The organism is Symbiopectobacterium purcellii (assembly GCF_019797845.1).
GTDB classification, from domain to species: Bacteria; Pseudomonadota; Gammaproteobacteria; order Enterobacterales; family Enterobacteriaceae; genus Symbiopectobacterium; species Symbiopectobacterium purcellii.
This window is the reverse complement of the sequence record NZ_CP081864.1, coordinates 3,602,658-3,627,942: the sequence shown is the minus strand read 5'-3', so window position 1 is coordinate 3,627,942 and position 25,285 is coordinate 3,602,658. Positions and strand designations below refer to the sequence as shown.

Below are 25,285 nucleotides of genomic sequence, written 5' to 3'. Positions count from 1 at the left end.
GTACTCCACATCGTTTTAAACCTAAACTCTCAGGTTCAGCATGACAACTAATTATATTTTTGTGACCGGCGGGGTCGTATCCTCTCTGGGTAAAGGCATTGCCGCAGCCTCTCTGGCGGCTATTCTCGAAGCCCGTGGCCTCAACGTTACCATCATGAAACTGGACCCGTACATCAACGTGGATCCGGGCACGATGAGCCCGACGCAGCACGGTGAAGTCTTTGTCACCGAAGACGGCGCGGAAACCGATCTCGACTTAGGCCACTACGAGCGCTTTATTCGCACCAAAATGACGCGCCGCAACAACTTCACCACTGGCCGTATCTACTCCGATGTGCTGCGCAAAGAGCGTCGCGGCGACTATCTGGGGGCGACCATTCAGGTGATTCCGCACATTACCAATGCCATCAAAGAACGCATCATTGAAGGCGGCGAAGGCCATGACGTGGTGTTGGTGGAAATTGGCGGCACCGTTGGTGATATCGAGTCTCTGCCGTTCCTTGAAGCGATTCGGCAGATGGCGGTGCAAGTCGGTCGTGAGCATACCCTGTTTATGCACCTGACGCTGGTGCCATACCTGGCGGCAGCGGGCGAAGTGAAAACCAAGCCGACTCAGCACTCGGTAAAAGAGCTGCTTTCTATCGGTATTCAGCCGGACGTGCTGATTTGCCGTTCTGACCGCACCGTGCCTGCCAACGAGCGTGCGAAGATTGCTTTATTCTGTAATGTGCCGGAAAAAGCAGTAATCTCCTTAAAAGATATTGATTCGATTTATAAAATCCCGGCGCTCTTGAAATCGCAGGGATTAGACGATTATATTTGTAAACGATTCAGCTTGAATTGCGCCGAGGCAGACCTGTCCGAATGGGAACAGGTTGTCTATCAGGAAGCCAATCCGGGTGGCGAAGTTACCATCGGCATGGTGGGTAAATATGTCGCACTGCCAGATGCCTACAAATCGGTGATCGAAGCCCTGAAGCACGGCGGGTTGAAAAATCGCCTGACCGTCAACATCAAGCTGATCGATTCGCAGGATGTAGAAACGAGCGGCGTTGAAGTTCTCAAAGATCTTGATGCTATCTTGATCCCAGGGGGGTTCGGCTACCGGGGTGTTGAGGGTAAAATCATGGCGGCGCGTTATGCCCGTGAGAATAACATCCCTTATCTGGGCATTTGCCTGGGAATGCAGGTCGCATTGATGGAATTTGCCCGTAACGTTGTGGGCATGGAAGCGGCAAACTCAACGGAATTTGTGCCAGACTGTAAGTACCCGGTCGTTGCGCTGATCACCGAATGGCGTGATGAAGAGGGTAACCTCGAAGTGCGTAGCGAAGAGAGCGATCTGGGTGGCACCATGCGCGTGGGCGGTCAACCGTGCCACCTGGCGGAAGGTAGCCTGGTGCGCGGGATGTACGGTGAAGCGACCATTATTGAACGTCACCGTCACCGCTATGAAGTGAACAACATGCTGTTGAAACAAATTGAAGCGGCGGGATTGCGTGTTGCTGGTCTCTCCGCCGACCGCAAACTGGTGGAGATTGTTGAACTCCCTGAGCATCCGTGGTTCGTGGCCTGTCAGTTCCATCCGGAATTTACATCGACACCGCGAGATGGGCATCCCCTGTTTGCCGGTTTCGTTAAAGCCGCTGGCGCTTATCAAAAGCGTCAGGTGAAGTAAGGGTTTTTCAGCAACGCGCGGTCCAGTACCGCGCGTTGTTCGTCTAAGGTTTTAGTTTAACTTGTACTGAGGAAAATCTAATGTCCAAAATCGTTAAAGTCATCGGCCGTGAAATCATCGACTCACGCGGAAACCCGACCGTTGAAGCCGAAGTTCACCTGGAAGGGGGCTTTGTAGGTCTGGCCGCTGCACCGTCAGGCGCATCTACTGGTTCTCGCGAAGCGCTGGAACTGCGTGATGGCGACAAATCCCGCTTCCTGGGCAAAGGCGTGACCAAGGCTGTTGGCGCGGTGAATGGCCCGCTGGCGCAGGCTATTCTGGGCAAAGATGCCAAAGATCAGGCTGCCATCGACCAGATCATGATCGACCTGGACGGTACTGACAACAAATCCAACTTTGGTGCTAACGCCATTCTGGCGGTGTCTCTGGCTAACGCCAAAGCAGCAGCAGCATCCAAAGGCCAACCGCTGTACGAACACATTGCTGAACTGAACGGTACCCCGGGCAAATTCTCTATGCCTTTGCCGATGATGAACATCATCAACGGTGGCGAACATGCTGACAACAACGTTGATATTCAAGAGTTCATGATTCAGCCGGTTGGCGCGAAAACGGTGAAAGAAGCGATCCGTATCGGTTCTGAAGTGTTCCATCACCTGGCGAAAGTGCTGAAAGGCAAAGGCCTGAACACTGCCGTTGGCGACGAAGGCGGCTACGCGCCGAACCTGGGTTCCAACGCAGAAGCACTGGCTGTTATCGCTGAAGCGGTAAAAAATGCCGGTTATGTGCTGGGCAAAGACGTTACGCTGGCGATGGACTGTGCGGCTTCTGAGTTCTACAACAAAGAAACTGGCAACTACGAACTGAAAGGCGAAGGCAAAACTTTCACTTCTCAAGAGTTCACCCACTATCTGGAAGGCCTGACCAAAGAATACCCGATCGTTTCTATCGAAGACGGTCTGGACGAATCTGATTGGGACGGTTTTGCTTACCAGACCAAAGTGCTGGGCGACAAAATCCAGCTGGTGGGCGACGACCTGTTCGTTACCAACACCAAGATCCTGAAAGAAGGCATTGAGAAAGGTATCGCTAACTCCATCCTGATCAAATTCAACCAGATCGGCTCTCTGTCCGAAACCCTGGCTGCTATCAAGATGGCGAAAGATGCGGGCTACACTGCCGTTATCTCTCACCGTTCTGGCGAAACCGAAGATGCTACTATCGCCGATCTGGCGGTAGGTACTGCTGCTGGTCAGATCAAAACCGGTTCCATGAGCCGCTCTGATCGCGTTGCCAAGTACAACCAACTGATCCGTATCGAAGAAGCACTGGCTGGCCGTGCTGCATTCAACGGTCTGAAAGAAGTGAAAGGCCAGGCCTAATCGCCTGTCTGCTGCCGGGCCTTTTCGCCCGGCTACCGAAGCCCGGAAACGCGTAAGCGTCTCTGGGTTTTTTTATTTTTGTTCCCTGATTATCCCTTCCACGTCCGTATCCCCCTCCACTCCTGTGCTTACCACCCTGTGATCGCCATAAACGAACCGCCGGTTTCATTGGTTTAAAATATCTTTTTATAAAAACCTTGAGGTCGATCGTCGCGTTCTTCCCTGGGATGCCAATCCCGTTCGGGGCGTGGCAACGGTGCAAAGGTTTTCCCAACGTCCCGGCAGTAGTTTAGCTATCACGGCAGTAAAGGGGTTGTACCCTGCCGCATTACCTTCATAAAAACAATGACACAGGAAGGATGGCAAATGAAAACGCGTAAAATTGGGCTGGCCAACTATTTGGCTTACGGCTCAGGTGATTTTCTCGGTGCGGGCACCACGGCGCTAACGGCGGCGTGGTTGCTCTATTTTTACACCACGTTTTGTGGTCTGACGCCCATTGAAGCCACGTTTATTTTCGCGATGGCCAGAGTACTGGATGCTGTCGTCAGCCCACTGATGGGGTTCCTGACGGACAACTTTGGTTCTACCCGATTGGGTAAACGCTTTGGTCGCCGTAAATTCTTTATTTTGCTGGGTATTCCCTGTGTGTTCAGCTACAGCTTTATGTGGGTGGGCGATATGGGGTACTGGTACTATCTGCTGACCTATCTGGTATTTGACGTCGTCTACACCATGATTCTGGTACCGTATGAAACGCTGGTACCGGAAATGACCGATGATTTTAAACAGAAAACCAAATTCTCCGGCGCGCGTATCGCGCTGGCGCAGCTTTCTGCCATTCTGGCGGCGTTCCTGCCGGGTATTCTGCTCAGCCACTTTGGCAAAGACAACTCGATTTCTTTCTTCTATTCAAGCCTGGTGTTCTCGGTGATTTGCGCCGCGGTGTTGACGCTGGTCTATTTCTTTACCTGGGAACGGCAGGTGGGTGCCCGCCACCAGATAACCTTCACTGGCAGCCTGAGCAAACAGGGTTTCACGCGTTTTGGTGGCCTGATCCATATCTGAATCGAAGCTGATGGTCGTTTCCGGTATCGGCATTTGCACTGCTTCGGCGTGTACGATATCGCCCCATGCCAGCAATTTATGGCCGTCACTGACGATGCTATAGGCGGTATGCTCCGGCGTGTGGCCGGGTGCAAACACCGGCGTAATACCCGGCAGCAGCGCAGCATCTCCGGTGAATGTTTTTACTTTATTTGCCGCTGCCAGGATCTTAAAGACATCCTGAACCCGTTGGAAGGCGGGCTTGCGTTCAGGGGCCGCTTGCGCCAGGTGCTGCGGATCCAACCAGAAATCATACTCTTTTTGCGAAACGTAAACGGTCGCATTCGGGTAGGCGAGCTTACCGTTTTGCACCAGACCGCCAAAATGGTCACCGTGCAGGTGGGTCATCAGGATGGTATCGACCTGTTCGGGGCGATAGCCCGCCGCCAATAGGTTTTTCTGCACTTTTCCGACGTTGCTGTTGGCTTGGGTGCCGTTGCCGGTATCAATCAACACCAGATTTTTCCCCGTGTTGACCAGAAATGCATTGATGGAGGTTTCAACGGTGGGGGTCAAGGATTTCTCGGCCAGCAACTGGCGAATGGTGTTGGGATCGGTGCGCGTGAGCAGCTTATCCATCGGCATGGCGTTGGTGCCATCTGAAAGCGCGGTGATTTCATATTGACCCAGTAACTGCCGGTAGTGGCCGGGTTGGGTTTTGACTTGCGTCGTGGCTTCGGCCACGGCGACATCGGGGAGGCCGAAGGCTGTCATCGCTATCAGGCACGCCGCTTTCAGAGGTTTCATCGTATCGTTCCTTGTCGTAAACACCGTGAAAAATAAATGGGCAATCCCTTTGATTATTAACCGAACTGCAACATTCCTCAAATGTTATCACCCCCTATCGTAACGTTGTCGTGCATCTGTTATCTGGCGCTGTCGCGCAATGTGGGGTTTGGCGCACCGCAGGCAATCTGCGATAATGGGGGTTTACCAGCCTGACCGGGCTGGCACCCGATAGTTAAGTGATAGGATGTTATGCTGTACCCGATAAATGAGATGTTTCAAACCCTGCAAGGCGAAGGCTTTTTTACCGGTGTTCCGGCGATTTTTGTACGCCTGCAAGGGTGTCCGGTGGGTTGCAGTTGGTGCGATACCAAACACACCTGGGATAAGTTTGCTGAGCGTGAAACTACGCTGGAGCATATTCTGGTAAAGACGCAGGAGAGCGATGCCTGGGCACCCGCCAGCCCGCCAGCGATTCTGGCGCGCATCCAGCAAGAGGGGTATAGCGCCAGGCATATCGTTATCACCGGGGGGGAGCCTTGTATCCACGACTTGACGCCGTTGACCGCCTATCTCGAGCACAACGGCTATCGCTGCCAGATAGAAACCAGCGGCACCCATGAGGTGCGCTGTTCGCCGCAAACCTGGGTCACGGTCTCACCCAAAGTGAATATGCGCGGCGGCATGGTGGTGCTCGATCAGGCATTAGTGCGCGCTGATGAAATCAAGCATCCGGTGGCGCGAGAGAAAGATATTGAGGCGTTGGATACCCTGCTGGCGCGTTTACACGATGACAAAGCACGGATTATCGCTTTGCAGCCCATTAGCCAGAAAGATGCGGCGACCAAACTCTGCATCGAAACCTGTATCGCGCGTAACTGGCGTCTGTCGATGCAGACGCACAAGTATCTGAATATCGCCTGATAGCAGGCCGATCCTTTTACTCCCCGCGATAAACGCAGCCCGCCGTGCAGGTTTCTTTCACCATCACGGCGCTCAGCAGAGGCAATGTGGGTTTTAACTGCTGCCAGATCCAATGTGCCAGCACCTCGCTGGTGGGATTTTCCAAGCCGGGGATTTCATTGAGGTAGTGGTGATCCAACTGCTGCCAGACCGGATTGAATACCGCTTTCAAGTCTGCGAAATCCATCACCCAGCCGGTATGCGGGTCGACTTCACCGGTGATCTCCAGTCTCACCATAAAGGAATGCCCGTGCAAACGACCGCATTTGTGCCCTTCCGGCACGTGCGGCAGGTGGTGGGCGGCTTCAAACTGAAAATCTTTAAATAGGGTAGTGACCATAACAACGTTCCTGAAGGGATAACCGAGCGTAAACAAAAGCCGTCGCATACTACCGGAAAGTCGTCCTTGAAGCACGTTTGGTCGAAGAATAATCTGAATGATCGGGGGGTACCTGATCGGGCGACCTATAACGCTTTAAGCGTTAAGGGTTATCAGAAAAACCATTTAGGCATTTTGGTTATTAAATATTGCCATCGCGTCTTTAATTGTTGCGCGCTAGATAGGTAACCTTATATTTCATACAACTTTGTATTGTAGAAATATCGCTATACCTTAAATAATTCGAGTTGCAGGACAAAACGTTTACGTTTTGAACAGCGCTTGCGCTGGCCCTTTAGGGCGAGGCTCATTTATGCGTCTCGTAACGCGGCAAGGGAGAGAATCCCAATGAGCTTACATAAGTAAGTGATTCGGGTGAACGAGTGCAGCCAACGCACCAGCAACGTGAAGTATGACGGGTATATCTGGCGGGACGACTTAAAAGGACACTGAAATCACGATGACCACTCCGGTTTCGTTGCTGCCGCTTAGTGCCGAGCAGCTCGCGCGTTTGCAAAGCGCCACGGGGGATTTCTCTCCAGCGCAGTTGGCCTGGCTGTCAGGCTATTTTTGGGGCGTCGCGCAGGGCAATGGGGCTCAGAGCGGTGCCGTGTCGGCCGTGTCGCTCCCGGTCAGTGCCGCTGCGCCAGCCCAAAGCATCACCCTTATCTCCGCGTCGCAAACGGGCAATGCCCGCCGTGTCGCGGAACAATTACGCGACGATTTGTTGGCTGCCAAGCTTGCGGTCACGCTGGTGAATGCAGGCGATTATAAATTTAAGCAAATCGCGCAGGAAACGCTGCTGCTGCTGCTGGTGACCTCCACGCAAGGGGAGGGGGAACCGCCGGAAGAGGCCGTGGCGCTGCATAAGTTCCTGTTCTCCAAGAAAGCCCCCGCGCTAAAAACCACGTCGTTTGCGGTGTTCGGATTGGGGGATACTTCTTACGAATTCTTCTGCAAAGCCGGTAAAGATGTTGATGGTCGATTGGCCGAACTGGGCGCAGAGCGCCTGCTCGATCGCGTGGATGCCGATGTTGACTATCAGGCGGCCGCTGAGCAGTGGCGTCGGCAGATTGTTGATATCCTTCAGGCGCGCGTACCGGCACAAGGCGCAGCAACAGTTCAGGCGAGCGCCAGCGGCGCGCGGGATGAAATTTCCAGCAGTCCGTACAGTAAAACCGCCCCTTACACGGCAAGTTTCGCCGTGAATCAGAAAATTACGGGGCGTGCGTCCGACAAAGATGTACGCCATATTGAGATCGACCTCGGGGATTCCGGGTTGCGCTATCAGCCGGGTGATTCGCTCGGCGTGTGGTATCACAACGATCCGGCGCTGGTGCAAGAGTTGCTGGAACTGCTGTGGCTGAAAGGGGATGAACCTGTGACCGTAGCGGGTGATACACAACCTTTGTCACAGGCGCTGCAACGGCATTTTGAACTGACGCAAAACACGGCGCCGCTGGTGGAGAAGTACGCCGCGTTGTCACGTAATGAGACATTGTTGGGGTTGGTGGCCGAAAAACCTGCGCTGCAACAGTTTGCCCAGCGCACGCCGCTGGTGGATATGGTGCGCCAGGCACCGACGGAACTGACGCCGGAGCAGCTGATTGGCTGGTTGCGCCCGTTGACGCCGCGCCTCTATTCCATTGCCTCTTCTCAGGCTGACGCTGAAAGCGAGGTGCATATTACCGTTGGTGTGGTGCGCTACGACTATGAGGGACGTGCGCGAACGGGCGGTGCATCAGGTTATCTGGCGGATCGTTTGCAGGAAGACGATGAGATCCAGGTCTTTATCGAACATAACGATCACTTCCGCCTGCCTGCCGATCCTTCGACGTCCGTCATCATGATCGGACCGGGTACCGGTATTGCCCCGTTCCGTGCCTTTATGCAACAGCGCGAAGCGGACGGTGCCGAAGGCAAAAACTGGCTGTTTTTCGGCAACCCGCACTTTACCGAAGATTTTCTCTATCAGGTGGAATGGCAGCGCTACGTGAAAGACGGGCTGCTGACGCATATCGATCTGGCCTGGTCGCGCGATCAGGCACACAAGATCTATGTGCAGGACAAACTGCGCGAGAAGGGTGAACAGGTGTGGCGCTGGATCCAGGATGGCGCCCATCTTTACGTGTGTGGCGATGCCAACCGTATGGCGAAAGATGTGGAGCAGGCGCTGCTGGACATCATCGTTACTCACGGCGGTCTGGATGCAGAACAGGCCGATGAATTTTTAAGCGAACTGCGCCTTGAGCGCCGTTATCAGCGCGATGTGTACTAGCGAGATCACTATCCATGAGCGAAAAATTACCAATCGATGAACGCTATCCCGGCCCGTTAGTGGTAGAGGGGAAACTCGCTGATGCGGAGCGCCTGAAGCGGGAGAGTAACTACCTGCGCGGCACCATCGCTGAAGATTTGCAGGAAGGGCTGACGGGCGGTTTTAACGGCGACAACTTTTTGCTGATCCGTTTTCACGGCATGTATCAGCAGGATGACCGCGATATTCGCGCTGAGCGTGCCGAGCAAAAGCTGGGGCCACGTCATGCCATGATGCTGCGCTGCCGCTTGCCCGGCGGCGTGATGACGCCGGAGCAGTGGTTAGGAATCGATAAATTTGCCGCCGAGAGCACGCTCTATGGCAGCATCCGTATTACCAACCGCCAAACCTTCCAGTTTCACGGTATCCTCAAGCCGAACGTGAAACCTGCACACCAACTGCTGAACCACCTGGGGCTGGATGCGCTGGCGACTGCCAACGATGTGAACCGTAACGTGCTTTGTACCTCTAACCCGGTGGAATCCGAGTTACATCAGCAGGCCTATGACTGGGCGAAGAAGATTTCCGAGCACCTGCTGCCGCGTACTCGCGCCTACGCCGAGATCTGGCTGGATCAGGAGAAAGTCGTTACGACCGATGAAGAGCCGATCCTCGGGGCGACCTATCTACCGCGCAAGTTCAAAACTACGGTGGTGATCCCGCCGCAAAACGATGTGGATCTGCACGCCAACGACCTTAATTTTATTGCCATTGCTGATAATGGCCGTCTGGTCGGCTTCAACGTGCTGGTAGGCGGGGGGCTTTCTATCGCCCACGGCGATAAGGCAACCTATCCGCGCACTGCCAGTGAGCTGGGCTATATTCCGATTGAGCATACGCTGGCCGTGGCCGAAGCGGTGGTGACTACGCAACGTGATTGGGGTAATCACACCAACCGCAAAAATGCCAAAACCAAATATACGCTGGAACGCGTTGGCGTTGACACTTTCAAACGCGAAGTGGAAAAGCGCGCAGGTGTGACTTTTGAATCGGTGCGCCCGTATGAATTCACGGGCCGTGGCGATCGCATTGGCTGGGTGAAAGGCATCGATAGCAAATGGCACCTGACGCTGTTTATCGAAAATGGCCGTATTCTCGATTACCCAGGCCGTCCGCTAAAAACCGGGTTGGCCGAAATAGCCAAAATCCACAAAGGGGATTTCCGTCTGACGGCGAACCAGAACCTGATTGTGGCAGGCGTGAGTACACGCAATAAAGCGAAGATTGACGCGCTGGCACGCGAGCACGGTTTGATTGACGACAGTGTCAGCGAGCAGCGTAAAAACTCGATGGCTTGCGTATCCTTCCCAACCTGTCCGCTGGCGATGGCCGAAGCCGAGCGTTTTCTGCCGGAGTTTGTCACCGAGGTGGAAGGCATTATGCAGCGCCACGGTGTGGGCGACGAGCATATCGTTCTGCGGGTAACCGGCTGTCCGAACGGCTGTGGGCGCGCCATGCTGGCGGAAATTGGTCTGGTCGGGAAAGCCATTGGGCGCTATAACCTGCATCTGGGCGGTAACCGTGAAGGCACACGCATTCCGCGCATGTACCGCGAAAATATCACGCAGGCGGAGATCCTGAGCGAACTGGACGGTTTGATTGGTCGTTGGGCGCTGGAACGCCAGCAGAGTGAAGGGTTCGGTGACTTCGCCATCCGTAGCGGCATTATCAAGCCGGTACTGGATCCGGCGCGCGATTTTTACGATTAACCGGGAGGCATGATGTCGGTATTCTCTCTTGAAGCGCTCAATGCGCTACCCAAACCGGAGCAGGCGCAAGCGCTGGCAGAAACCAACGCCCAGTTGGAAACGCTCTCCGCCGAGGCGCGCGTAGCCTGGGCGCTGGAGCACTTGCCGGGAGAGTATGTGCTCTCTTCAAGTTTCGGCATTCAGGCGGCGGTAAGCCTGCATCTGGTCACGCAACTGCGCCCTGATATTCCGGTGATCCTGACCGATACCGGCTACCTGTTCCCAGAAACCTACCAGTTTATCGATGCGCTGGTCGAGCAGTTGAAACTTAATCTCAAGGTGTATCGCGCCGAGCACTCCCCGGCCTGGCAGGAGGCACGCTATGGCAAGCTGTGGGAACAGGGCGTTGAAGGCATTGAGCATTACAACCAGCTAAATAAAGTGGAACCGATGAACCGTGGGCTGAGTGAGTTACGGGCTCAGACCTGGTTTGCCGGATTACGGCGCGAGCAGTCCGGCAGTCGTGGACATTTGCCGGTACTGGCTATCCAACGCGGCGTCTTCAAAGTGTTGCCGATCATTGATTGGGATAACAAGCAGGTGTATCAATACCTCAAGCAGCACGGCTTGTCCTATCATCCGCTGTGGGAGCAGGGTTACCTGTCGGTCGGGGATACGCATACCACACGTAAATGGGAACCGGGAATGAGCGAAGAAGAAACGCGCTTCTTTGGTTTAAAACGGGAATGTGGGTTGCATGAGGGGTAAGTGACATCGTACTGGAAGGGAAAAGGCCGTTGGTAAACGGCCTTTTTTGTGCACTGGGCTGGCTCAGTCATCAGTAGTCCAGCACCGCCCACCAGAACACGCGGCCAATAATATCGACGTCGCTGAGCGATTTCTCTTCGACAGGGTGTTCTGCACTGTTATAGCTGCGGATGCTTACCGTGTCCGGTCCGACCTGATACAGCAGTTTGATGCGGTTCCACCCGTTTTGGCTGATGGCGTAAATCTTGCCATCAATAATGCGCTTATCGTTGGTGTTGACGGCGACGGTGGTGCCATCAGGAATAAACGGCTCCATGCTGTCGCCCTTGGCCGGGAAACAGAGTACGCCGGAGCCATCCGAATTCGCACCGACGCGGCGTAGGGTCGATTTGGAAAACCGCAGCTTAAACCCGTTATGATCTTCATTCATGATGCGCCCAGTTCCGCAGGCGAATTCAATATCTTTCAGAAACGGCACTTCCACTTCATCATCCCGCAAGGGGGTGTGGCTGTCCCACACGTCAACCGTTCCCCACTGGGATTCCGGCGGAATGTTGGAGCGAGAATCGTAAGGTGCTACCACTGGCGCACGCATGGGTTCATCACCATTTGCCAGCCATTCAGGACGGACTCCCAGCGCATTGGCGATATCAATCATACGCGATGTTCCTTTCGCCTGACCGGAGGTCAAGCGCCAGATGGTCGGCTGAGCCATGTTAACGGCGCGTGCCAGTTGCCCCTGAGTCGTTCCCGTCAGCGACATCGCATGGTTAAGCCGTTCTGCCAAAGTGTTCATCGTTTTCATGTCAGTAACTTTATAGCACTCGCTATTGCTTTTCAAGTGAAAAGGCAATGCCTTTTGCTATTATCGATAGCTAAAGGTATTGTTACACTAACAACACCGACTACGCGTGAGTAATGGACGTTAGTGCTTAATTAAATCAATTGCTTTTCGGTGGCAGTCTATGACTGCCGCTCTTTTGTTACTCCAGGGGGGATGGTGCGGCAAGAACCTACTGGTCTTGCCAGATAACGGTATATACCCGTCATACTTCACGTTGCAGGTGCGTTGGCTGCGTTCACTCACCCGAATCACTTACCTAAGTAAGCTCATCGGGATGAATGAACCTCATTCATGAGGTTCACCCAACGGGCCAGCGCAGGCGCTGTTCAAATTTGTTTCAAACAAATTTGTCATTCACTTGCCGCCTTCCTGCAACTCGAATTATTTAGGGTATACAAACAACAAAGGTGGCGAGATGATTCGTGATATCCAAAAGGTGCTCGAGCGCTATGGCGCATGGGCCTCTCATACCGAACACGGACTGTATTACTCTTCGGTGGCGGCGGGCTTCCGCGGGTTGCTGCCCTCCAGCCAGCGCTCGCGCCCGTCGTGTTGCGATGACGATGGGTTGATTGTCAATGGGGCGATGGCGTGTCTGAAAAAACGCGACCCGTACCTGCATGTGCTATTGGAATGGCACTATGTGCTCGGCCTGCCAGTGAGGGTAATTGGTACCAAATTGGGCATTTCACATACGTTGGTGCTAAAACAGTTACAAATGGCAGAAGGATTTATTGATGGCTGTCTGAGCATGATGGATATCAAACTGGATATCGATCTTGAATGTCAGAAAGAGCTGGTTTATACGCCGAAAATAAAAAAGGTGGTGGAATTCCAAAAGGCAATGTAGTCTGATAAAAATGATTATTTCATCCTATTCCTAATGCGAAATTCATTCCTTATGACAAGCATTTTTTTTCGAATGGCTCATTGTCCTCATTAACGGATAGGGGAAGGGATGTACATATATATTTTGATTTTTCGCAAAGAAAGGTGTATTTGTGCGTGTAGTATCGTTCACTATTGAACGCATGACAGAGGAGTGCATTGCCTTCGTAATCACCAACCCAAACAGTAAATCAGGAATATTCCAGATTAGTCTTATCGCAAAAATTGAAAGTCATGTTGCCACTTCGTCCTTTAACGAGGCCTATGATGTAGACGCTGCTGTTATTCATGTTGGTTCCTGTGTTGCTTTCTGGGTGTTCGACGCGGTGGGTGAAAATTCGCGATAACCCGACTGATCATGTTACTTCAAGATCCCTATGCCGGGTTAGCGCTGAACAGCGATTCCCGGTTCGCAATGAAGTGATCAACCGCACCAACTACCGCACTGTCACTGAGCCTTGTAATTATAAACGGTGGTGCGGTGGGAAAAAGTATAGAACTTATGACGTTGAGGAATTACAGAGCTATGTCACGGATGTTAACGACGGCAGTCGTAACAGTTCCTATCACGACTGCATGTGGGACAATGGCTGGCAGCAACAAACTAAATCAAATTGGGAGTGGGATAGAACACCCATTACGCTGCAATATACGGGGCCTGCGAAATAATTACCGGGCGTGAATGTATTGCCACGTATAAACAGAATGGCGATATCATTTTTTATCGTGTGCGTTTAGAAAATGGTTGTGGAATTCCAAAAAGACATTTATTCTACAAAAAATGCTTATTTGGTTCGATATCATAAAAAGCCATCCTCTGATTAAAACAGATATTAAAAATGTTGTGGAATTCCAAATGACAAGTTAGTCTGTTAAAAATCGTTAATTTACAGAAACCATAAAAAAGGCTTCGCTTGCGCGAGGCCTTTTTGTTTTTACGAATGTATGATGTTAATAGTCGTGTGGCTTGTTTAACTTTTTTTAAATTTATTCTGCATACCGGTGTAGCGCCTCTCTCATTACTTCGACATCACGGCAATTGAGATGCCGGAGCGTTATTAATAACCACTTTCCGCTTTTTATTCTTATCACTGTAGGCACCCCGTACGACGGCGGTGAGGTTATGCGTATGTATAAATTGACGACGGGCATCTCCTATGGTGCTTCGGGGGCTACCGGCAGCTACTGGATGCTTCAGTTACTGGATGCCGTTTCTCCTAACCAGTGGACAGCCATTGGTGTGATGGGGAGTTTGTTGTTTGGTCTGCTGACTTTTCTGGTGAATTTGTTTTTCAAAATCAGGGAAGACCGGCGCAGAGAAGAGGGAATGCATAATGAGTAGACGCAAGATAGTCACTGCTGCGTTTTGCTCTGTTAGCGTGATCATCGCCATGGTGCTGAATAATAGCGATAGCTATCACTCCCAACAGGGCAATACCTTGCGCTTCAGCCAGGCTGCGATGGAGGTGATGGGGAATGCTGAGGGATGCCGACGGGATGTTTACCAGTGCCCAGCCCGCATCAGCACTCAGGGCATTGGCCATACGCGACGTGTTACAGGGGGGGGACACGCTGGCCGATGATCGACAGATTGCCCGCTGGTTCGCGGAAGATCAGCTGGATGCGCAAAACTGCCTTGAGCAGAACGTTGAGCGCAAATTGGGCGCGCGCTTGCCGCAGAATGTTTTTGATGGTGTCGGCAGCTTCGTGTTCAACGTTGGCTGTTCGAATTTTCTGGCCTCCACGTTGTACCGCTATTTGACGACGGGATCTTACCTTGCTGCCTGTCATCAACTTAGCCGTTGGGTCTATGTCGGGCAGGAGGTGCTTCCGGGGTTGGTGGCGCGACGCGCTAAAGAGCAGGCGCTGTGCCTGGCTGAGTAGAAATAGCCCGATGATGAAAATCTACGTATTACTGATCGCGGGGGCCCTCGTGGCTGCCTTTGGTGCCGGTTGGTCTCTACAAGGGATTCGTTGGGAGGCTGATATTGCCGCTCGTGACAAACAATCCAGCGAGCTGCGCCAGACGCAGCAACAATCGATTATCGCGCAGCAGGCGTTTACGTTTCAGCGCGTGAACCAGATAGCTGCCGATGCTTATCAGCACAGTCTCTCTATCAAGGCCGACTCGGATGAAAAACAGATTATTTACCGCACGACAGTCAAGCGCGATCCCGTGGGGCGTCAGTGCGTGCCTGATGCTGTGTCTGGGCGGTTGCTCGACGACGCGCACCGTTTACGTGCCAGCGTCGTGCACAGCGTTGCCCCAGACGCTAACGCAGCCGGTCGTGGTGCCGCTACCGCCGATTGCCGATTGACCTATGCCCAGGCCGTTTACTGGATTGAGCCACTGTTGGCGGCATTGGAACAGGCCAACAACCAGCTTGATGCAATACGTACGGCACAGGCCGACAGAAAGTAATTCGCTGTCCGCTGAGTGCCAGTACGTCTCTCCCTGACAAACAACTACGGATGACATGCCAATCATGATCAAGCACATGCAGCTACGTGCTGCCGTTTTGGCTGCGCTGCGCGCCGCCATCACCGAACACACCACTTTTCTTGACGGACGTCCCGTCGCCTTAGCGTCAGACAGCTTGCCCGCCATCGCGGTCTACATCAGTGATGCACAACCGGTGGAAAACGCACTGGATGAGGCGCTGTGGCAAGCCAATCTGCACGTTGCGCTTTTCGAACAGGCGGGAAGCCCGGATTCGACGCTGGATGAAAAGATGGCGCAGAAAATTTCCCCTGTGCTGATGTCAGTATCAGCGCTTAAGGAGAGCACGGAAACCTTCTCAACGCAGCGATATGACTATCGACTCGATGAAGAAGGGAGCATTTGGAGGTCTGCAGACCTCTAATTTTCAATAACTTATTATCAGTGAGGCCATTATGTCTACAACAGAAGCCATTAAAGGTGCAGGAACCACGCTTTGGGTTTTTACCGGCACCGGTGACCCGTATGCCAACCCAACGGGCGACAGCGGTTGGACCCGTCTGGCGCAGGTCAAAGAGTTGACGCCGGGCGAGATGACGGCGGAATCCTTCGATAACACCTATCTGGACGGTGAAAACGCCGGATGGAGCGATACCGCGCAGGGTATCAAATCCGCCGGAGACACCAGTTTCACCCTGGCATGGAAAGCCGGCGATCTGGGGCAACAGGAACTGGTGGATTGGTTTACCTCCGGTGCCGTGCGCGGCTACAAGATCAAGTATGCCAACGGCGTGGTTGATGTGTTTAAGGGCTGGGTCAGTGCGTTAGGGAAATCGATTCCTGTTAAGGAAGTGATCACCCGCACCGCGAAGGTCACCAATACCGGTAAGCCGGTGCTGGCGGAAGACGCACCGGCGGCGGTAACGCCTTAAGGCAGCCGATGCTGCTTTTTTTATGCCCCGCGCACGCGGGGCTTAATCGGTAAACATCCTATCAAGGAGAACACATGTACCTGAAAACCGAGCCTTTTGGCCCCAATCAGGTGGTGCTGTCTGAGCTGTCAGGGTTGCAGCGCATCGAGTATCTCGAAGCGATTGTTGAACACATGAGTGCGTTGGAGAACATTCCTGACGCTATCCCTGAGGCCAATAAAATGGCCATTTTTGGCAGTCTGACCATCAAACTGCACGCCTGGCTGGTATCCCGCTCGCTGTGGCAACAGGATCGGGAACGCGCCCTGGATGACATTTTCAATCAGGTGCTCAACGACTGGCCACCGCGCTTGATCAATGAGGCCGCTTTGCTGGTTCAGCAACTCAGCGGCATCGTGCCTGAAAGTGCCAGTGAGGAACCCGCCGATGAGAGTACTTCCAGTACGCCGGGAAAGTCTTAGCCGCACAGGTGCGTTTTGCGATGCGTCTGGCTCGGTAGTTCCGGCGTCATGACTGGCGCACGATGCTGTCTGAGCTCTCTTCCAGCGAGTTATCCGAATGGTTTGCGTTCTATCAGGAGCACTACTTTTCCGATGTGCTGCTGGATGCGGAGTGCTGCGCTCTGCGTGCCACCATGCTGGCGTTAACGGGTCATCAAGACATCCCGTTACAGCAACTCAGCCTGTTACAGCCAACGGTTGAGCCTGAAACGATGAGTGATGATGAACTGATGGTAATAGGCGAAGGATTATTTGGAGGGGTTCGTTATGGCCCAGACAATCGATGAACAGGCATTAAATTTTAACGCTGTGTTGTTAAACAGCAGCGTGCTGCGCGTGCAGCAGGATTTGCTGTCGCTGGGAAGTGTCGTTACCCAGGCGACGCAGCGTTTTTCTCAATTGGTCGCTCAGCAGAGTGCGGCGTTGAAAGCGAGCGATGTGCGAGCTCAGCCGGGCACCTGGTCGGCACAACGGGTAATGGCGCAAGGGCGCGCTGATTTTAACGATACCAGTGGCTATATGCTGGCAGGGCTGAATGGCATTGGCACCGATCAATCCAAAGATGAAACGAAGGTGAAAACCTGGCGGGAGGGCCTGATTGAGTCATGGAGCGACTATGCCAAAGTGGCTTCAGATACTTATACCCAGGTGAAAACCGGCGGCGAGGCAGCATTTAAAACGCTGGACGCGGGATTAACGCGCTTTGTGAAAACCGGCAAACTGAATCTCTCGAATTTTGCCGAATCCATGTTGAGTATGTTAGCGAACGTAGCGTTAAGGGCATCAATGGTCGAAGGCGTTAACGCTATTCTTGGTTTTTTCGATATTTCGACAACCACCAAGGATAACGATAAGGATAAAGACCAGGGTAAAAATAAGCAGAGCGCCTCTTCAAATCCGGCAACCACCGCGGCGCAGCGTAACGATGTCCAGAGGAGCATTAACGGGCAGGACGACGGAACCTCGAATAAAAATAGCGGCAAAACCTGGGTCGATGGCCTGAGTGAATCCTGGGGGAAATATTCCGAGAGCGCGCTGGACTCCTATTCCATTATTCAGGCCGGAGGCGACGCGGCATTCCAACAGTTGGATAATAGCGTGATGAATTTTGTGCGGACCGGAAAACTCAATTTCTCCTCTTTCGCTGAATCGGTATTGGGCATGTTGGCGGAAATCGCCGTGAAGTCGGCGCTGGTGCAGGGGATGAATGCGTTAATGGGCGCGTTTGGTTTCACCGCCAAAGCCAATGCCAAAGGGGGGGTGTATACCTCATCCAGTCTGTCGGCCTATTCGGGGCAGGTGGTCGATCGCCCCACGCTGTTTGCCTTCGCCAAAGGGGCGGGATTGATGGGTGAGGCCGGACCGGAAGCCATTATGCCGCTGACACGCAACGCCAATGGGGTTCTGGGCGTACGAGCCGTGGGCGGCGTGAGTGGCAATACGGCGCCGCAGGTCAGTATCAATATTGCCAGCGATGGCCGCATCTCTCAGACCTCATCGGCCGGGTTGGCGCAATTTGGCAGTGAGATCGGCAGCTTTGTCGATCAACGCTTTAAATCGCTGCTGACCCGGGAAATGGGGCAGGGACGCATGTTGAGCACGGCAATGAAAGGGCGGAGAAGCTAATGGCAATTGAAACATTTCACTGGCCGCTGCAAATCGGCAATCAGCCCGAGGTGCAATACAACGAAACGGTACGCAAAGTGCAGTTTGGCGATGGCTATACGCAACTGTCCGGCACGGGGTTAAACGGGGAAACCATCACCTTTCCCTATGCGTTTCGCGGCTAGCTCGACACCGCTGTCGAGATTCGCGATTTCTTGCGGCGTCATCGCAAGAAATCATTCCAATGGACTCCCCCGCATGAAAAGCCGGGGCTTTATCGGGTGGTGGAGGACTCGATAAAGTTTGCTCCGGCCGGTAATGTTCAAGGGGTGATCACCGCCACCTTCGTCCAGTGGTATGGCGTGTAATTAGCGCCGCTTTCATCATCCTTCCCCAGCCTGCGCGCTGGTTTTTTTGTCTCTGGAGACCCGATGTCTATCAATCTCGACGCCCAACAGTTGGCGCCGGGCGATCGCGTGCGCTTGTTTGAAGTGGATTGCACCGCATTCGATGGCCCGGAACTCTATTTTCACAACCATCCTATCCCGCACAGCGCCGACGAGATTGCCGCCGCTGCGGGGGAGGAAAGTAAACTTCCGGCAAAATCCCTCTGGTGGCAGGGAAAAGAGTACAAGGCGTGGCCGACGCATATTGAGGGGCTGGAAATGACCAGCGATGGCAGCGCTCCCACGCCCACGCTGGCGGTCGGCAATATCGATGGCACCATCACCGCGTTGTGTCTGGTCTACCAAAATCTGGCGCAGGCCACGGTGCGGATTCATACCACCTTTGCCCACTATCTGGATGCGCGCAATTTCCCTGATGGCAACAACAGCGCTGACCCGACGCAAGAGCGGCTGGAGGTCTGGTACATCGACAGCAAGGCAAACGAGGATAGCGAATCGGTGACGTTCAATCTCTCCTCGCCCGCTGATTTGCAGGGAGTCATGATCCCCACCCGGCAGATTCACAGCCTGTGTACCTGGTGCGCTCGCGGACAGTATCGCGGCGCATCCTGTGGTTACACCGGATCGCGCTATTTCGATATTGACGGCAATCCGGTCGATGATCCGGCAAAGGATGAGTGCTCCGGGCTGCTTTCCACTGGCTGCAAACCGCGATTTGGCGAGGCGGCCGAATTGCCGTTCGGCGGCTTTCCGGGGTCGGCACTGATTAAGAGGTAATAACGTGAAACTGGGAAATTTGATCGTCAGCGAGATCCTCGCCCACGCAGAGCAAGAATATCCGCGCGAAGCGTGCGGGGTGGTCGTGCACAATCAACGGCGGCAACGCTACCTGCCTTGCCGCAATCTGGCACAGGCACCGCAGGATCATTTTATCATGAGCCCCGAGGACTATGCGCAGGCGGAGGACAGCGGCACGCTGGTGGCGATCGTGCACAGCCATCCCGATGCCACCACCACGCCCAGCGCCGTCGATCTTGCCCAGTGCGATCAATCGCAACTGCCCTGGGTGATCGTCAGTTGGCCGGAAGGTGATGTGCGCACCCTGATGCCGCAGCAGGGGATTAAACCCCTGCTGGCGCGCCCTTTTGTGCACGGCATTTGGGATTGCTATGCCATTGTGCGCGACTGGTATCAACTGGAGCGCAACATCCAACTGCCGAATTTTGCGCGCACGGACGACTGGTGGAACCGTGGCGAAAACCTGTATATGACACACTACCGTGACGCAGGCTTTACGCCGGTGACCGATGATATTGCGCCGGGTGACGTGATCATTATGCAAGTGCGCGCCAGCGAGCCGAATCATGCTGGCGTCTACGTTGGCAACGGTGAAATGTTGCACCATATGTACGGTCAGCTCAGCCAGAAAGTGCCCTACGGCGGCTACTGGCTGGACAGAACCATTATCCGACTGCGTTATACCGGAGGAAATCATGACGCTAGCCATTGAGTATCAGCCGTTAAAAACCATTCGGCTTTACGGCGTATTGGGTGCAACCTTTGGCCGCGTGCATCGCCTGGCGGTGGAAACCCGGCAGGAAGCCATTAAAGCGCTGGGGGTGATTATTCCCGGTTTTGAAAAGTTTCTGCTGACGAGTAAATCCCGTGGGCTGACCTATGCGGTTTTTGATGGTCAGCATAATTTGTCTAAAGATGAGCTGGATTTTAACGTTAGCCATTAGATTCGCATCGCTCCCATTGTTGTCGGAAGTAAAAATGCAGGGATATTACAAACGATATTAGGGGCTGTTTTGGTTGTTGTTGGCGCGTTTGGATCCTTCACCCCTTGGGGACAAGCGTTAGGCGGGGGGGCATGGGGTTCCGCGTTAATGAAAATGGGTGGCGTACTGATGCTAGGTGGCGTGGTGCAAATGCTCACTCCGGTTCAAGGCGGCATTTCCATGCGCCAGTCCCCCGATAATAATCCTTCCTATGCATTTGGTGGGCCGGTTAACTCCATTGCGCAGGGTAACCCGGTGCCGATTCTTTATGGCCGCCGTCGTATTGGCGGCGCGATTATTTCTGCCGGAATTTACGCCGAAGACCAGCAGTAATTTTGCCTTCATCACCGTTTTACCGCGGCTGTCGTGCTTTATTTACCATTATCTGTACACAGCAAGCATCTGCACACAGCCAAGGTAAAAAAAAATGAAAGCACTCTTATTATTGCCACTGCAATTAGTGTTTCTGCCAACCCTGTTTTTCTCCGTATTGTTATTGCCGGAAGTTGCTATCGCCAAAGCGCAGCCCGTCAATAACGATCAAATAAAACAAGCCATCATCGATGAGTCTATTGCTGCGTATTCGGGAAATTGCCCGTGTCCCTATCATTCCGCACGTAACGGTAGCAGCTGTGGAAAACGCAGCGCATGGAGCCGACCTGGGGGCTATTCGCCGATCTGTTATAAGAATGAAGTGACGCAAGAGATGATAGATACCTGGAAGAAACGACACAAATCCTGATGCCGATAAACCCGCCTTGAGCGGGTTTTCTTTTTAATGGAGTACCCATGACAGCGATCAAAGGCAGCAAAGGCGGCAGCGCGAACGCGCGCGTTCCCGTTGAGTCGCCAGATTCTATTCAATCCACCTCCTACGCCAAAATACTGTTGGCGCTGGGGGAAGGAGAATTTGCCGGGAATCTGGATGGCTCGCGTATTTTTCTTGACGGTACGCCGCTTAACGACAGCAACGGCAACGCCAATTTTTCCGGCGTGTCGTGGGCGTTTCGTCCCGGTACGCCCGACCAAAGTTATATTCCCGGTTTTCCCGGCGTTGAAAATGAGATCGCGGTAAGCACCGAACTGACCAGTAAAACGCCGTGGACGCGTTTGTTGCCCAATATCAACCTCTCAGCGGTGCGCTTACGCTTCTCCTGGGCGGCACTGCAACAGCAGCATGATAACGGTGACGTGGGCGGCTATCGTATTGAATATGCCATTGATATCGCCACGGACGGCGGCAGCTACCGTGAAGTGCTGAAAACGGAGATTGATGGCAAAACCACCACGTCATATGAACGCAGCCACCGTATCGATCTGCCCACAGCATCCACCGGTTGGCAGATCCGCGTGCGCCGCATCACGCCCAATTCCACCAGCAATCGTATTGCCGATAAGATGGCGATCGAAGCCATTACCGAAGTGATTGATGCCAAGCTGCGCTACCCGGAAACGGCGCTACTGCTGATGCAGTTTGACGCGCAGCAGTTTCAAAATATTCCGGTCGTCTCCTGCGAGCCGGACGGGCGAATTATCCGCGTTCCCACCAACTATGATGTGCAAACGCGGCGCTACTCGGGCAGTTGGGATGGCACCTTCAAGTGGGCATTCTCCAACAACCCAGCCTGGGTGTACTACGACATTCAGCTTTCCGAACGTTTTGGCCTGGGCGAGCGTATCAAAGCCACCCATCTGGTGCTGTCGAAATGGACGTTGTACCAGATTGCTCAGTACTGCGATCAGCTCGTGCCGGATGGTCATGGCGGCAGCGGCACGGAACCGCGCTTTTTGTGCGATGTGTACATCCAATCGCAAGAAGAGGCATGGACGGTGCTCAACGATCTGGCGGCGATCTTTCGTGGCTCCTCGTTCTGGGCCAATAATCAGATGAACGTGCTGTCCGATATGCCGCGCGAGATGGATTACGTGGTCACCCGTGCCAATGTGCGCGACGGGCGCTTTACCTACAGCAACGCCAGCAGCAAAACGCACTACAGCACGGCGATGGTGGCCTGGTCCGATCCCGATAACGCCTATCAGGACGCGGTGGAAGCCGTTGCGGATAACAAACTGGTGCGGCGCTACGGCATTAAACAGGCCGATGTGACCGCAATTGGCTGTACGCGCCAGACCGAAGCGATTCGGCGCGGTAAATGGATATTGCACACCAACGATGCCGATCGCACCGTCTCTTATACTATGGGGCTGGACGGGGATATTCCGGTCCCCGGCACGGTTGTCGGTATCGCTGATGCTTTGCTGGCTGGGCGTCCGTTAGGCGGGCGTATCAGTGCAGTAGACGGACGTAACATTATGCTTGACCGTGTCTCTTCCGCAGCCATCGGTGAACGCCTGATTCCCAACCTGCCGAGTGGCAAAGCAGAGGGGCGCACTATTGAGGCGGTGAACGACGAGGTGGTCACCGTTACCACGGCGTATAGCGAAACGCCGGTGCCCGAGTCGGTATGGGCTGTCGATGCTAGCGACCTGGCGCTGCAACTGTATCGCATCATTGGTGTGAAAGAGGGCGAGGACAGCGCTTCCTTTGATATCACGGCCATCGAATTCGATCAGGATAAATTCGCCAAAATTGATACCGGCGCGCGCATTGAATCTCGCCCCATCAGTCTGGTTCCACCTTCGGTACAGCCTGCGCCGGACAACGTGGTGATCACTAGCGATAACCGCATCGAGCAAGGTATCAATATCACTACCCTGCGCATTACCTGGGACAAGGCGGACAGTGCCATTGCCTATGAAGTGCAATGGCGGCGTGATAACGGCAACTGGATCAGCGCGGCGCGCACCTCGGCACAGGGCGTTGAGGTATCGGGTATTTACGCCGGGCGTTATCAAGCGCGCGTGCGCGCCATCAATGCCACGGAGATCTCCAGCCTGTGGGCCAACGCGCAGGAAACCACGCTAACAGGGAAAGTGGGTAATCCGCCGGCACTGGCCAGTTTTACCACCACCTCGCTGGTGTTCGGTGTCCAACTCGACTGGCAATTCCCTGCCGACACCGACGATACCCTGAAAACCGAGATTCAGTATTCCCCGACCCGCGACGGCCAGAACGTGTTGCTGCTGACCGATGTGGTGTACCCCACTCGCACGTATCAGCAAATGGGGCTCAGCGTCGGTCAGGCGTTCTTTTACCGCGCCCGTATCGTTGACAAGTCTGGCAATCAGGGGCCGTGGACGGGGTGGATTGTTGGGGAATCGAGTACTGACGTTAGTGATATTACCGATGTGATTGTGGATGAAATCACTGAAACCGATGCTTGGAAATCGCTGGTCGGTGGGATTGATAATCATACCCAGCAAATCTCAGACGGTCTGCTGAACAGCATTGAACAGGCGAAAGCGATTATTCGTAACAGCCTGGCTAACGATGCTGAAACACGGCGCTGGCGCACACAGAACGGCGACAGGGTGGCAGAAATAACAGAAACGCGTACTGCAATCGCCAATGAAGTTGAGGCCAGAACGATTGCGATGCTGGAAATGCAATCGAATATTGGCACAACTAACAGCAATCTGACGCAGTTGCAGCAGACGGTGGCAACGCAAAACGAAACCACGTCTCTGCAGATTACCACGCTAAATAGCCAAATGACTGAGGCTCAGTCAGGCATTTCAGCCAATACAACTGCCATTGATGGGCTCACCACCTCTGTGACGCAGCACGGGAATACCATCACTTCGCAAGGTCAGTCTATCACGCAGATCACCGCGTCAGTGGGGGCGGCGCAGCAAACCGCTGATACTGCGCAATCAACCGCTAATGGTGCGGTGCAGAGTGTGAATGCGGTGACTGCAACAGCTACACAGCAGGGGAATGCCATTACAGCCCAGGGAACGCAAATCAGTCAATTAACGGCAACGGTAAATGGTGTCTCAACTGAAATTAGTGATATCAGCAGCGTTGTTAATGATATTGACGATAAATTGTCGGCATCACGAACGATCAAGGTTGGTGTTGATGCCAATGGGAAACAATATCTGGCAGGTATTGGTCTGGATGTTTCAAATTCAACTGCCGGGATGCAGTCAAATATTATTTTGTTAGCTGACAGAACGTCGATCATGACGAATGCAGGGGGGACGCCAACTCCTGTGTTTACGACGCAGGGAACGCAAGCGATATTAAATAGTGCGGTGATTGGGGATGCAACGATCACTAATGCTAAAATTAATGATGCAGCGATTACCAGAGCAAAAATATCAGATGGTCTGCAATCTGATAATTATCTAAAAGGTATTGAAGGGTTAAAAATAGACTTTGTTTCTGGTGGCGCTGAGTTTAACAATGTGACAGTTAGAGGTGCTGTTTATGCTACCGATGGCACATTTAATGGCACGGTTTATGCTGATAAGATAGAGGGTGATGTTGTTAAACTTCAGAATGCTGGAAATGGAAATAACACCGTAGGGATGAGCGGTTTTAAATTGCCACTTACCGTTCCACCAGAAGGATGGAAGGATATTATCGAGATAGAGCCAGCTTCCTATGATCGAATATTCATGTTTATGAATATTCGCTTGATGATTGGGGTTAGTAATAAAGGAGGGCAGAATGCCACTTTGGCTCTTATATCACCATCGGGGGATTTAACAACAATCTGTGGAGTGGTTGCTGGCCAGGGGCAAAGTAATCGCGTATATATCCCTCCTGTTTTTATTCCAGCAAACATTTCTGAAATAAAGCAAAAACTACAGGTTTATTGCTGGCGTGCTGGTGCAGGGCTTGTCTCTGACGATGATAGTGGTGGGTATATATTTGGTGTTAAAGCGTCATCAGTGACACCATTTGCGAATTATAAATCGTACTCTTGATTTATTTTCAGGTTTTTTATTTGCTTTTCATAAACACAATATAG

21 protein-coding genes and 4 pseudogenes are annotated in these 25,285 nt (G+C 53.3%); 22 read left to right on the top strand and 3 right to left on the bottom strand.

The window, feature by feature from the left end; all coding sequences use genetic code 11:
• Positions 1 to 40: 40 nt before the first annotated feature.
• The 3 genes and pseudogenes from pyrG to K6K13_RS17000 all read left to right on the top strand — a co-directional run.
• Positions 41 to 1,678 (top strand): glutamine hydrolyzing CTP synthase, encoded by a 1,638-nt coding sequence (gene pyrG, locus K6K13_RS17010; protein ID WP_222158036.1) that lies wholly within the window; start codon positions 41 to 43, stop codon positions 1,676 to 1,678.
• Between the two features lie 80 nt (positions 1,679 to 1,758).
• A complete protein-coding gene (eno, locus tag K6K13_RS17005; RefSeq protein WP_222158035.1) occupies positions 1,759 to 3,060 on the top strand; it encodes a phosphopyruvate hydratase in 1,302 nt (433 codons plus the stop codon).
• Positions 3,061 to 3,426: 366 nt separating this feature from the next.
• A pseudogene (locus K6K13_RS17000) lies at positions 3,427 to 4,101 on the top strand (MFS transporter); the annotation flags it as partial.
• Here K6K13_RS17000 and K6K13_RS16995 read toward each other — a convergent pair.
• Positions 4,030 to 4,914, bottom strand: a pseudogene (locus K6K13_RS16995) (MBL fold metallo-hydrolase); the annotation flags it as partial. The pseudogenes K6K13_RS17000 and K6K13_RS16995 sit on opposite strands and share 72 nt — an antisense overlap.
• A gap of 231 nt (positions 4,915 to 5,145) precedes the next feature.
• On the opposite strand from K6K13_RS16995, the gene queE reads away from it, so the two are divergent.
• On the top strand, positions 5,146 to 5,817 hold the full coding sequence (gene queE / locus K6K13_RS16990) for a 7-carboxy-7-deazaguanine synthase QueE (RefSeq protein WP_222158033.1): 672 nt from the start codon (positions 5,146 to 5,148) through the stop codon (positions 5,815 to 5,817).
• A gap of 16 nt (positions 5,818 to 5,833) precedes the next feature.
• Here queE and queD read toward each other — a convergent pair whose 3' ends face one another.
• Positions 5,834 to 6,196 (bottom strand): 6-carboxytetrahydropterin synthase QueD, encoded by a 363-nt coding sequence (gene queD, locus K6K13_RS16985; protein WP_222158032.1) that lies wholly within the window; start codon positions 6,194 to 6,196, stop codon positions 5,834 to 5,836.
• Positions 6,197 to 6,695: 499 nt separating this feature from the next.
• Between queD and cysJ the strand changes: the two genes are divergently transcribed.
• Genes cysJ through cysH form a run of 3 tightly spaced genes read left to right on the top strand, consistent with a single transcriptional unit; the run spans position 6,696 to position 11,008 of the window.
• Entirely contained in the window at positions 6,696 to 8,513 is a 1,818-nt protein-coding gene (gene cysJ, locus K6K13_RS16980; protein WP_222158031.1) for an NADPH-dependent assimilatory sulfite reductase flavoprotein subunit, read from the top strand.
• A 32-nt stretch (positions 8,514 to 8,545) separates the two neighbouring features.
• The gene (cysI, locus tag K6K13_RS16975) at positions 8,546 to 10,261 is read left to right on the top strand and encodes an assimilatory sulfite reductase (NADPH) hemoprotein subunit (protein WP_222161155.1); all 1,716 of its coding nucleotides are present in this window, start codon (positions 8,546 to 8,548) and stop codon (positions 10,259 to 10,261) included.
• 12 nt (positions 10,262 to 10,273) lie between these two features.
• Positions 10,274 to 11,008, top strand: a complete 735-nt coding sequence (gene cysH / locus K6K13_RS16970; RefSeq protein ID WP_222161154.1) for a phosphoadenosine phosphosulfate reductase — start codon at positions 10,274 to 10,276, stop codon at positions 11,006 to 11,008.
• Between the two features lie 70 nt (positions 11,009 to 11,078).
• Here cysH and K6K13_RS16965 read toward each other — a convergent pair whose 3' ends face one another.
• Positions 11,079 to 11,813 carry an XRE family transcriptional regulator gene (locus K6K13_RS16965; RefSeq protein WP_222158030.1) on the bottom strand — a complete coding sequence of 245 codons (735 nt, stop codon included), beginning with the start codon at positions 11,811 to 11,813 and terminating at the stop codon, positions 11,079 to 11,081.
• Positions 11,814 to 12,270: 457 nt separating this feature from the next.
• On the opposite strand from K6K13_RS16965, the gene K6K13_RS16960 reads away from it, so the two are divergent.
• From K6K13_RS16960 to K6K13_RS23775, 15 genes and pseudogenes are all read left to right on the top strand, one after another.
• Entirely contained in the window at positions 12,271 to 12,702 is a 432-nt protein-coding gene (locus tag K6K13_RS16960) for an antiterminator Q family protein (protein ID WP_222161153.1), read from the top strand.
• A gap of 1,161 nt (positions 12,703 to 13,863) precedes the next feature.
• Positions 13,864 to 14,082: a class II holin family protein gene (locus K6K13_RS16955; protein WP_252120335.1), complete on the top strand. Its 219-nt coding sequence runs from the start codon at positions 13,864 to 13,866 to the stop codon at positions 14,080 to 14,082.
• 134 nt (positions 14,083 to 14,216) lie between these two features.
• On the top strand, positions 14,217 to 14,624 hold the full coding sequence (locus tag K6K13_RS16950) for a glycoside hydrolase family protein (protein ID WP_252120334.1): 408 nt from the start codon (positions 14,217 to 14,219) through the stop codon (positions 14,622 to 14,624).
• A 10-nt stretch (positions 14,625 to 14,634) separates the two neighbouring features.
• Entirely contained in the window at positions 14,635 to 15,162 is a 528-nt protein-coding gene (locus tag K6K13_RS16945; RefSeq protein WP_222158028.1) for a hypothetical protein, read from the top strand.
• A gap of 64 nt (positions 15,163 to 15,226) precedes the next feature.
• Positions 15,227 to 15,604: a phage tail terminator protein gene (gene gpU, locus K6K13_RS16940; RefSeq protein WP_222158027.1), complete on the top strand. Its 378-nt coding sequence runs from the start codon at positions 15,227 to 15,229 to the stop codon at positions 15,602 to 15,604.
• Positions 15,605 to 15,635: 31 nt separating this feature from the next.
• Positions 15,636 to 16,106 (top strand): annotated as a pseudogene (locus tag K6K13_RS16935) (phage tail tube protein); the annotation flags it as partial.
• A gap of 80 nt (positions 16,107 to 16,186) precedes the next feature.
• Entirely contained in the window at positions 16,187 to 16,573 is a 387-nt protein-coding gene (gene gpG, locus K6K13_RS16930; protein WP_222158025.1) for a phage tail assembly chaperone G, read from the top strand.
• Positions 16,574 to 16,635: 62 nt separating this feature from the next.
• Positions 16,636 to 16,899, top strand: a complete 264-nt coding sequence (locus K6K13_RS16925; RefSeq protein WP_252120333.1) for a phage tail assembly protein T — start codon at positions 16,636 to 16,638, stop codon at positions 16,897 to 16,899.
• Positions 16,880 to 18,238 carry a phage tail tape measure protein gene (locus K6K13_RS23365; RefSeq protein ID WP_252120332.1) on the top strand — a complete coding sequence of 453 codons (1,359 nt, stop codon included), beginning with the start codon at positions 16,880 to 16,882 and terminating at the stop codon, positions 18,236 to 18,238. Before K6K13_RS16925 ends, K6K13_RS23365 begins: the two co-directional genes overlap by 20 nt.
• Positions 18,238 to 18,402, top strand: a complete 165-nt coding sequence (locus K6K13_RS23360; protein WP_252120331.1) for a phage tail protein — start codon at positions 18,238 to 18,240, stop codon at positions 18,400 to 18,402. Before K6K13_RS23365 ends, K6K13_RS23360 begins: the two co-directional genes overlap by 1 nt.
• A gap of 246 nt (positions 18,403 to 18,648) precedes the next feature.
• Positions 18,649 to 19,401, top strand: a complete 753-nt coding sequence (locus K6K13_RS16910) for a phage minor tail protein L (protein WP_222158024.1) — start codon at positions 18,649 to 18,651, stop codon at positions 19,399 to 19,401.
• A 4-nt stretch (positions 19,402 to 19,405) separates the two neighbouring features.
• The gene (locus K6K13_RS16905) at positions 19,406 to 20,134 is read left to right on the top strand and encodes a C40 family peptidase (RefSeq protein WP_434064583.1); all 729 of its coding nucleotides are present in this window, start codon (positions 19,406 to 19,408) and stop codon (positions 20,132 to 20,134) included.
• Positions 20,118 to 20,738: pseudogene (locus K6K13_RS16900) on the top strand (tail assembly protein). Before K6K13_RS16905 ends, K6K13_RS16900 begins: the two are co-directional and overlap by 17 nt.
• 94 nt (positions 20,739 to 20,832) lie before the next feature.
• Positions 20,833 to 21,147 carry a hypothetical protein gene (locus K6K13_RS16895; protein WP_222158023.1) on the top strand — a complete coding sequence of 105 codons (315 nt, stop codon included), beginning with the start codon at positions 20,833 to 20,835 and terminating at the stop codon, positions 21,145 to 21,147.
• A 47-nt stretch (positions 21,148 to 21,194) separates the two neighbouring features.
• Positions 21,195 to 25,241, top strand: coding sequence for a TipJ family phage tail tip protein (locus K6K13_RS23775; protein ID WP_222158022.1), 4,047 nt, complete (start codon positions 21,195 to 21,197; stop codon positions 25,239 to 25,241).
• Positions 25,242 to 25,285: the final 44 nt, after the last annotated feature.

Excerpts from the sequence above, each read along its gene's own strand:
- pyrG (WP_222158036.1), top strand. The coding sequence starts at position 41 with ATGACAACTAATTATATTTTTGTGACCGGCGGGGTCGTATCCTCTCTG.
- eno (WP_222158035.1), top strand. The coding sequence starts at position 1,759 with ATGTCCAAAATCGTTAAAGTCATCGGCCGTGAAATCATCGACTCACGC.
- queE (WP_222158033.1), top strand. The coding sequence starts at position 5,146 with ATGCTGTACCCGATAAATGAGATGTTTCAAACCCTGCAAGGCGAAGGC.
- queD (WP_222158032.1), bottom strand. The coding sequence starts at position 6,196 with ATGGTCACTACCCTATTTAAAGATTTTCAGTTTGAAGCCGCCCACCAC.
- cysJ (WP_222158031.1), top strand. The coding sequence starts at position 6,696 with ATGACCACTCCGGTTTCGTTGCTGCCGCTTAGTGCCGAGCAGCTCGCG.
- cysH (WP_222161154.1), top strand. The coding sequence starts at position 10,274 with ATGTCGGTATTCTCTCTTGAAGCGCTCAATGCGCTACCCAAACCGGAG.
- K6K13_RS16965 (WP_222158030.1), bottom strand. The coding sequence starts at position 11,813 with ATGAAAACGATGAACACTTTGGCAGAACGGCTTAACCATGCGATGTCG.
- K6K13_RS16955 (WP_252120335.1), top strand. The coding sequence starts at position 13,864 with ATGCGTATGTATAAATTGACGACGGGCATCTCCTATGGTGCTTCGGGG.
- K6K13_RS16950 (WP_252120334.1), top strand. The coding sequence starts at position 14,217 with ATGCTGAGGGATGCCGACGGGATGTTTACCAGTGCCCAGCCCGCATCA.
- K6K13_RS16945 (WP_222158028.1), top strand. The coding sequence starts at position 14,635 with ATGATGAAAATCTACGTATTACTGATCGCGGGGGCCCTCGTGGCTGCC.
- gpU (WP_222158027.1), top strand. The coding sequence starts at position 15,227 with ATGATCAAGCACATGCAGCTACGTGCTGCCGTTTTGGCTGCGCTGCGC.
- gpG (WP_222158025.1), top strand. The coding sequence starts at position 16,187 with ATGTACCTGAAAACCGAGCCTTTTGGCCCCAATCAGGTGGTGCTGTCT.
- K6K13_RS16925 (WP_252120333.1), top strand. The coding sequence starts at position 16,636 with ATGCTGTCTGAGCTCTCTTCCAGCGAGTTATCCGAATGGTTTGCGTTC.
- K6K13_RS23365 (WP_252120332.1), top strand. The coding sequence starts at position 16,880 with ATGGCCCAGACAATCGATGAACAGGCATTAAATTTTAACGCTGTGTTG.
- K6K13_RS23360 (WP_252120331.1), top strand. The coding sequence starts at position 18,238 with ATGGCAATTGAAACATTTCACTGGCCGCTGCAAATCGGCAATCAGCCC.
- K6K13_RS16910 (WP_222158024.1), top strand. The coding sequence starts at position 18,649 with ATGTCTATCAATCTCGACGCCCAACAGTTGGCGCCGGGCGATCGCGTG.
- K6K13_RS16895 (WP_222158023.1), top strand. The coding sequence starts at position 20,833 with ATGAAAGCACTCTTATTATTGCCACTGCAATTAGTGTTTCTGCCAACC.
- K6K13_RS23775 (WP_222158022.1), top strand. The coding sequence starts at position 21,195 with ATGACAGCGATCAAAGGCAGCAAAGGCGGCAGCGCGAACGCGCGCGTT.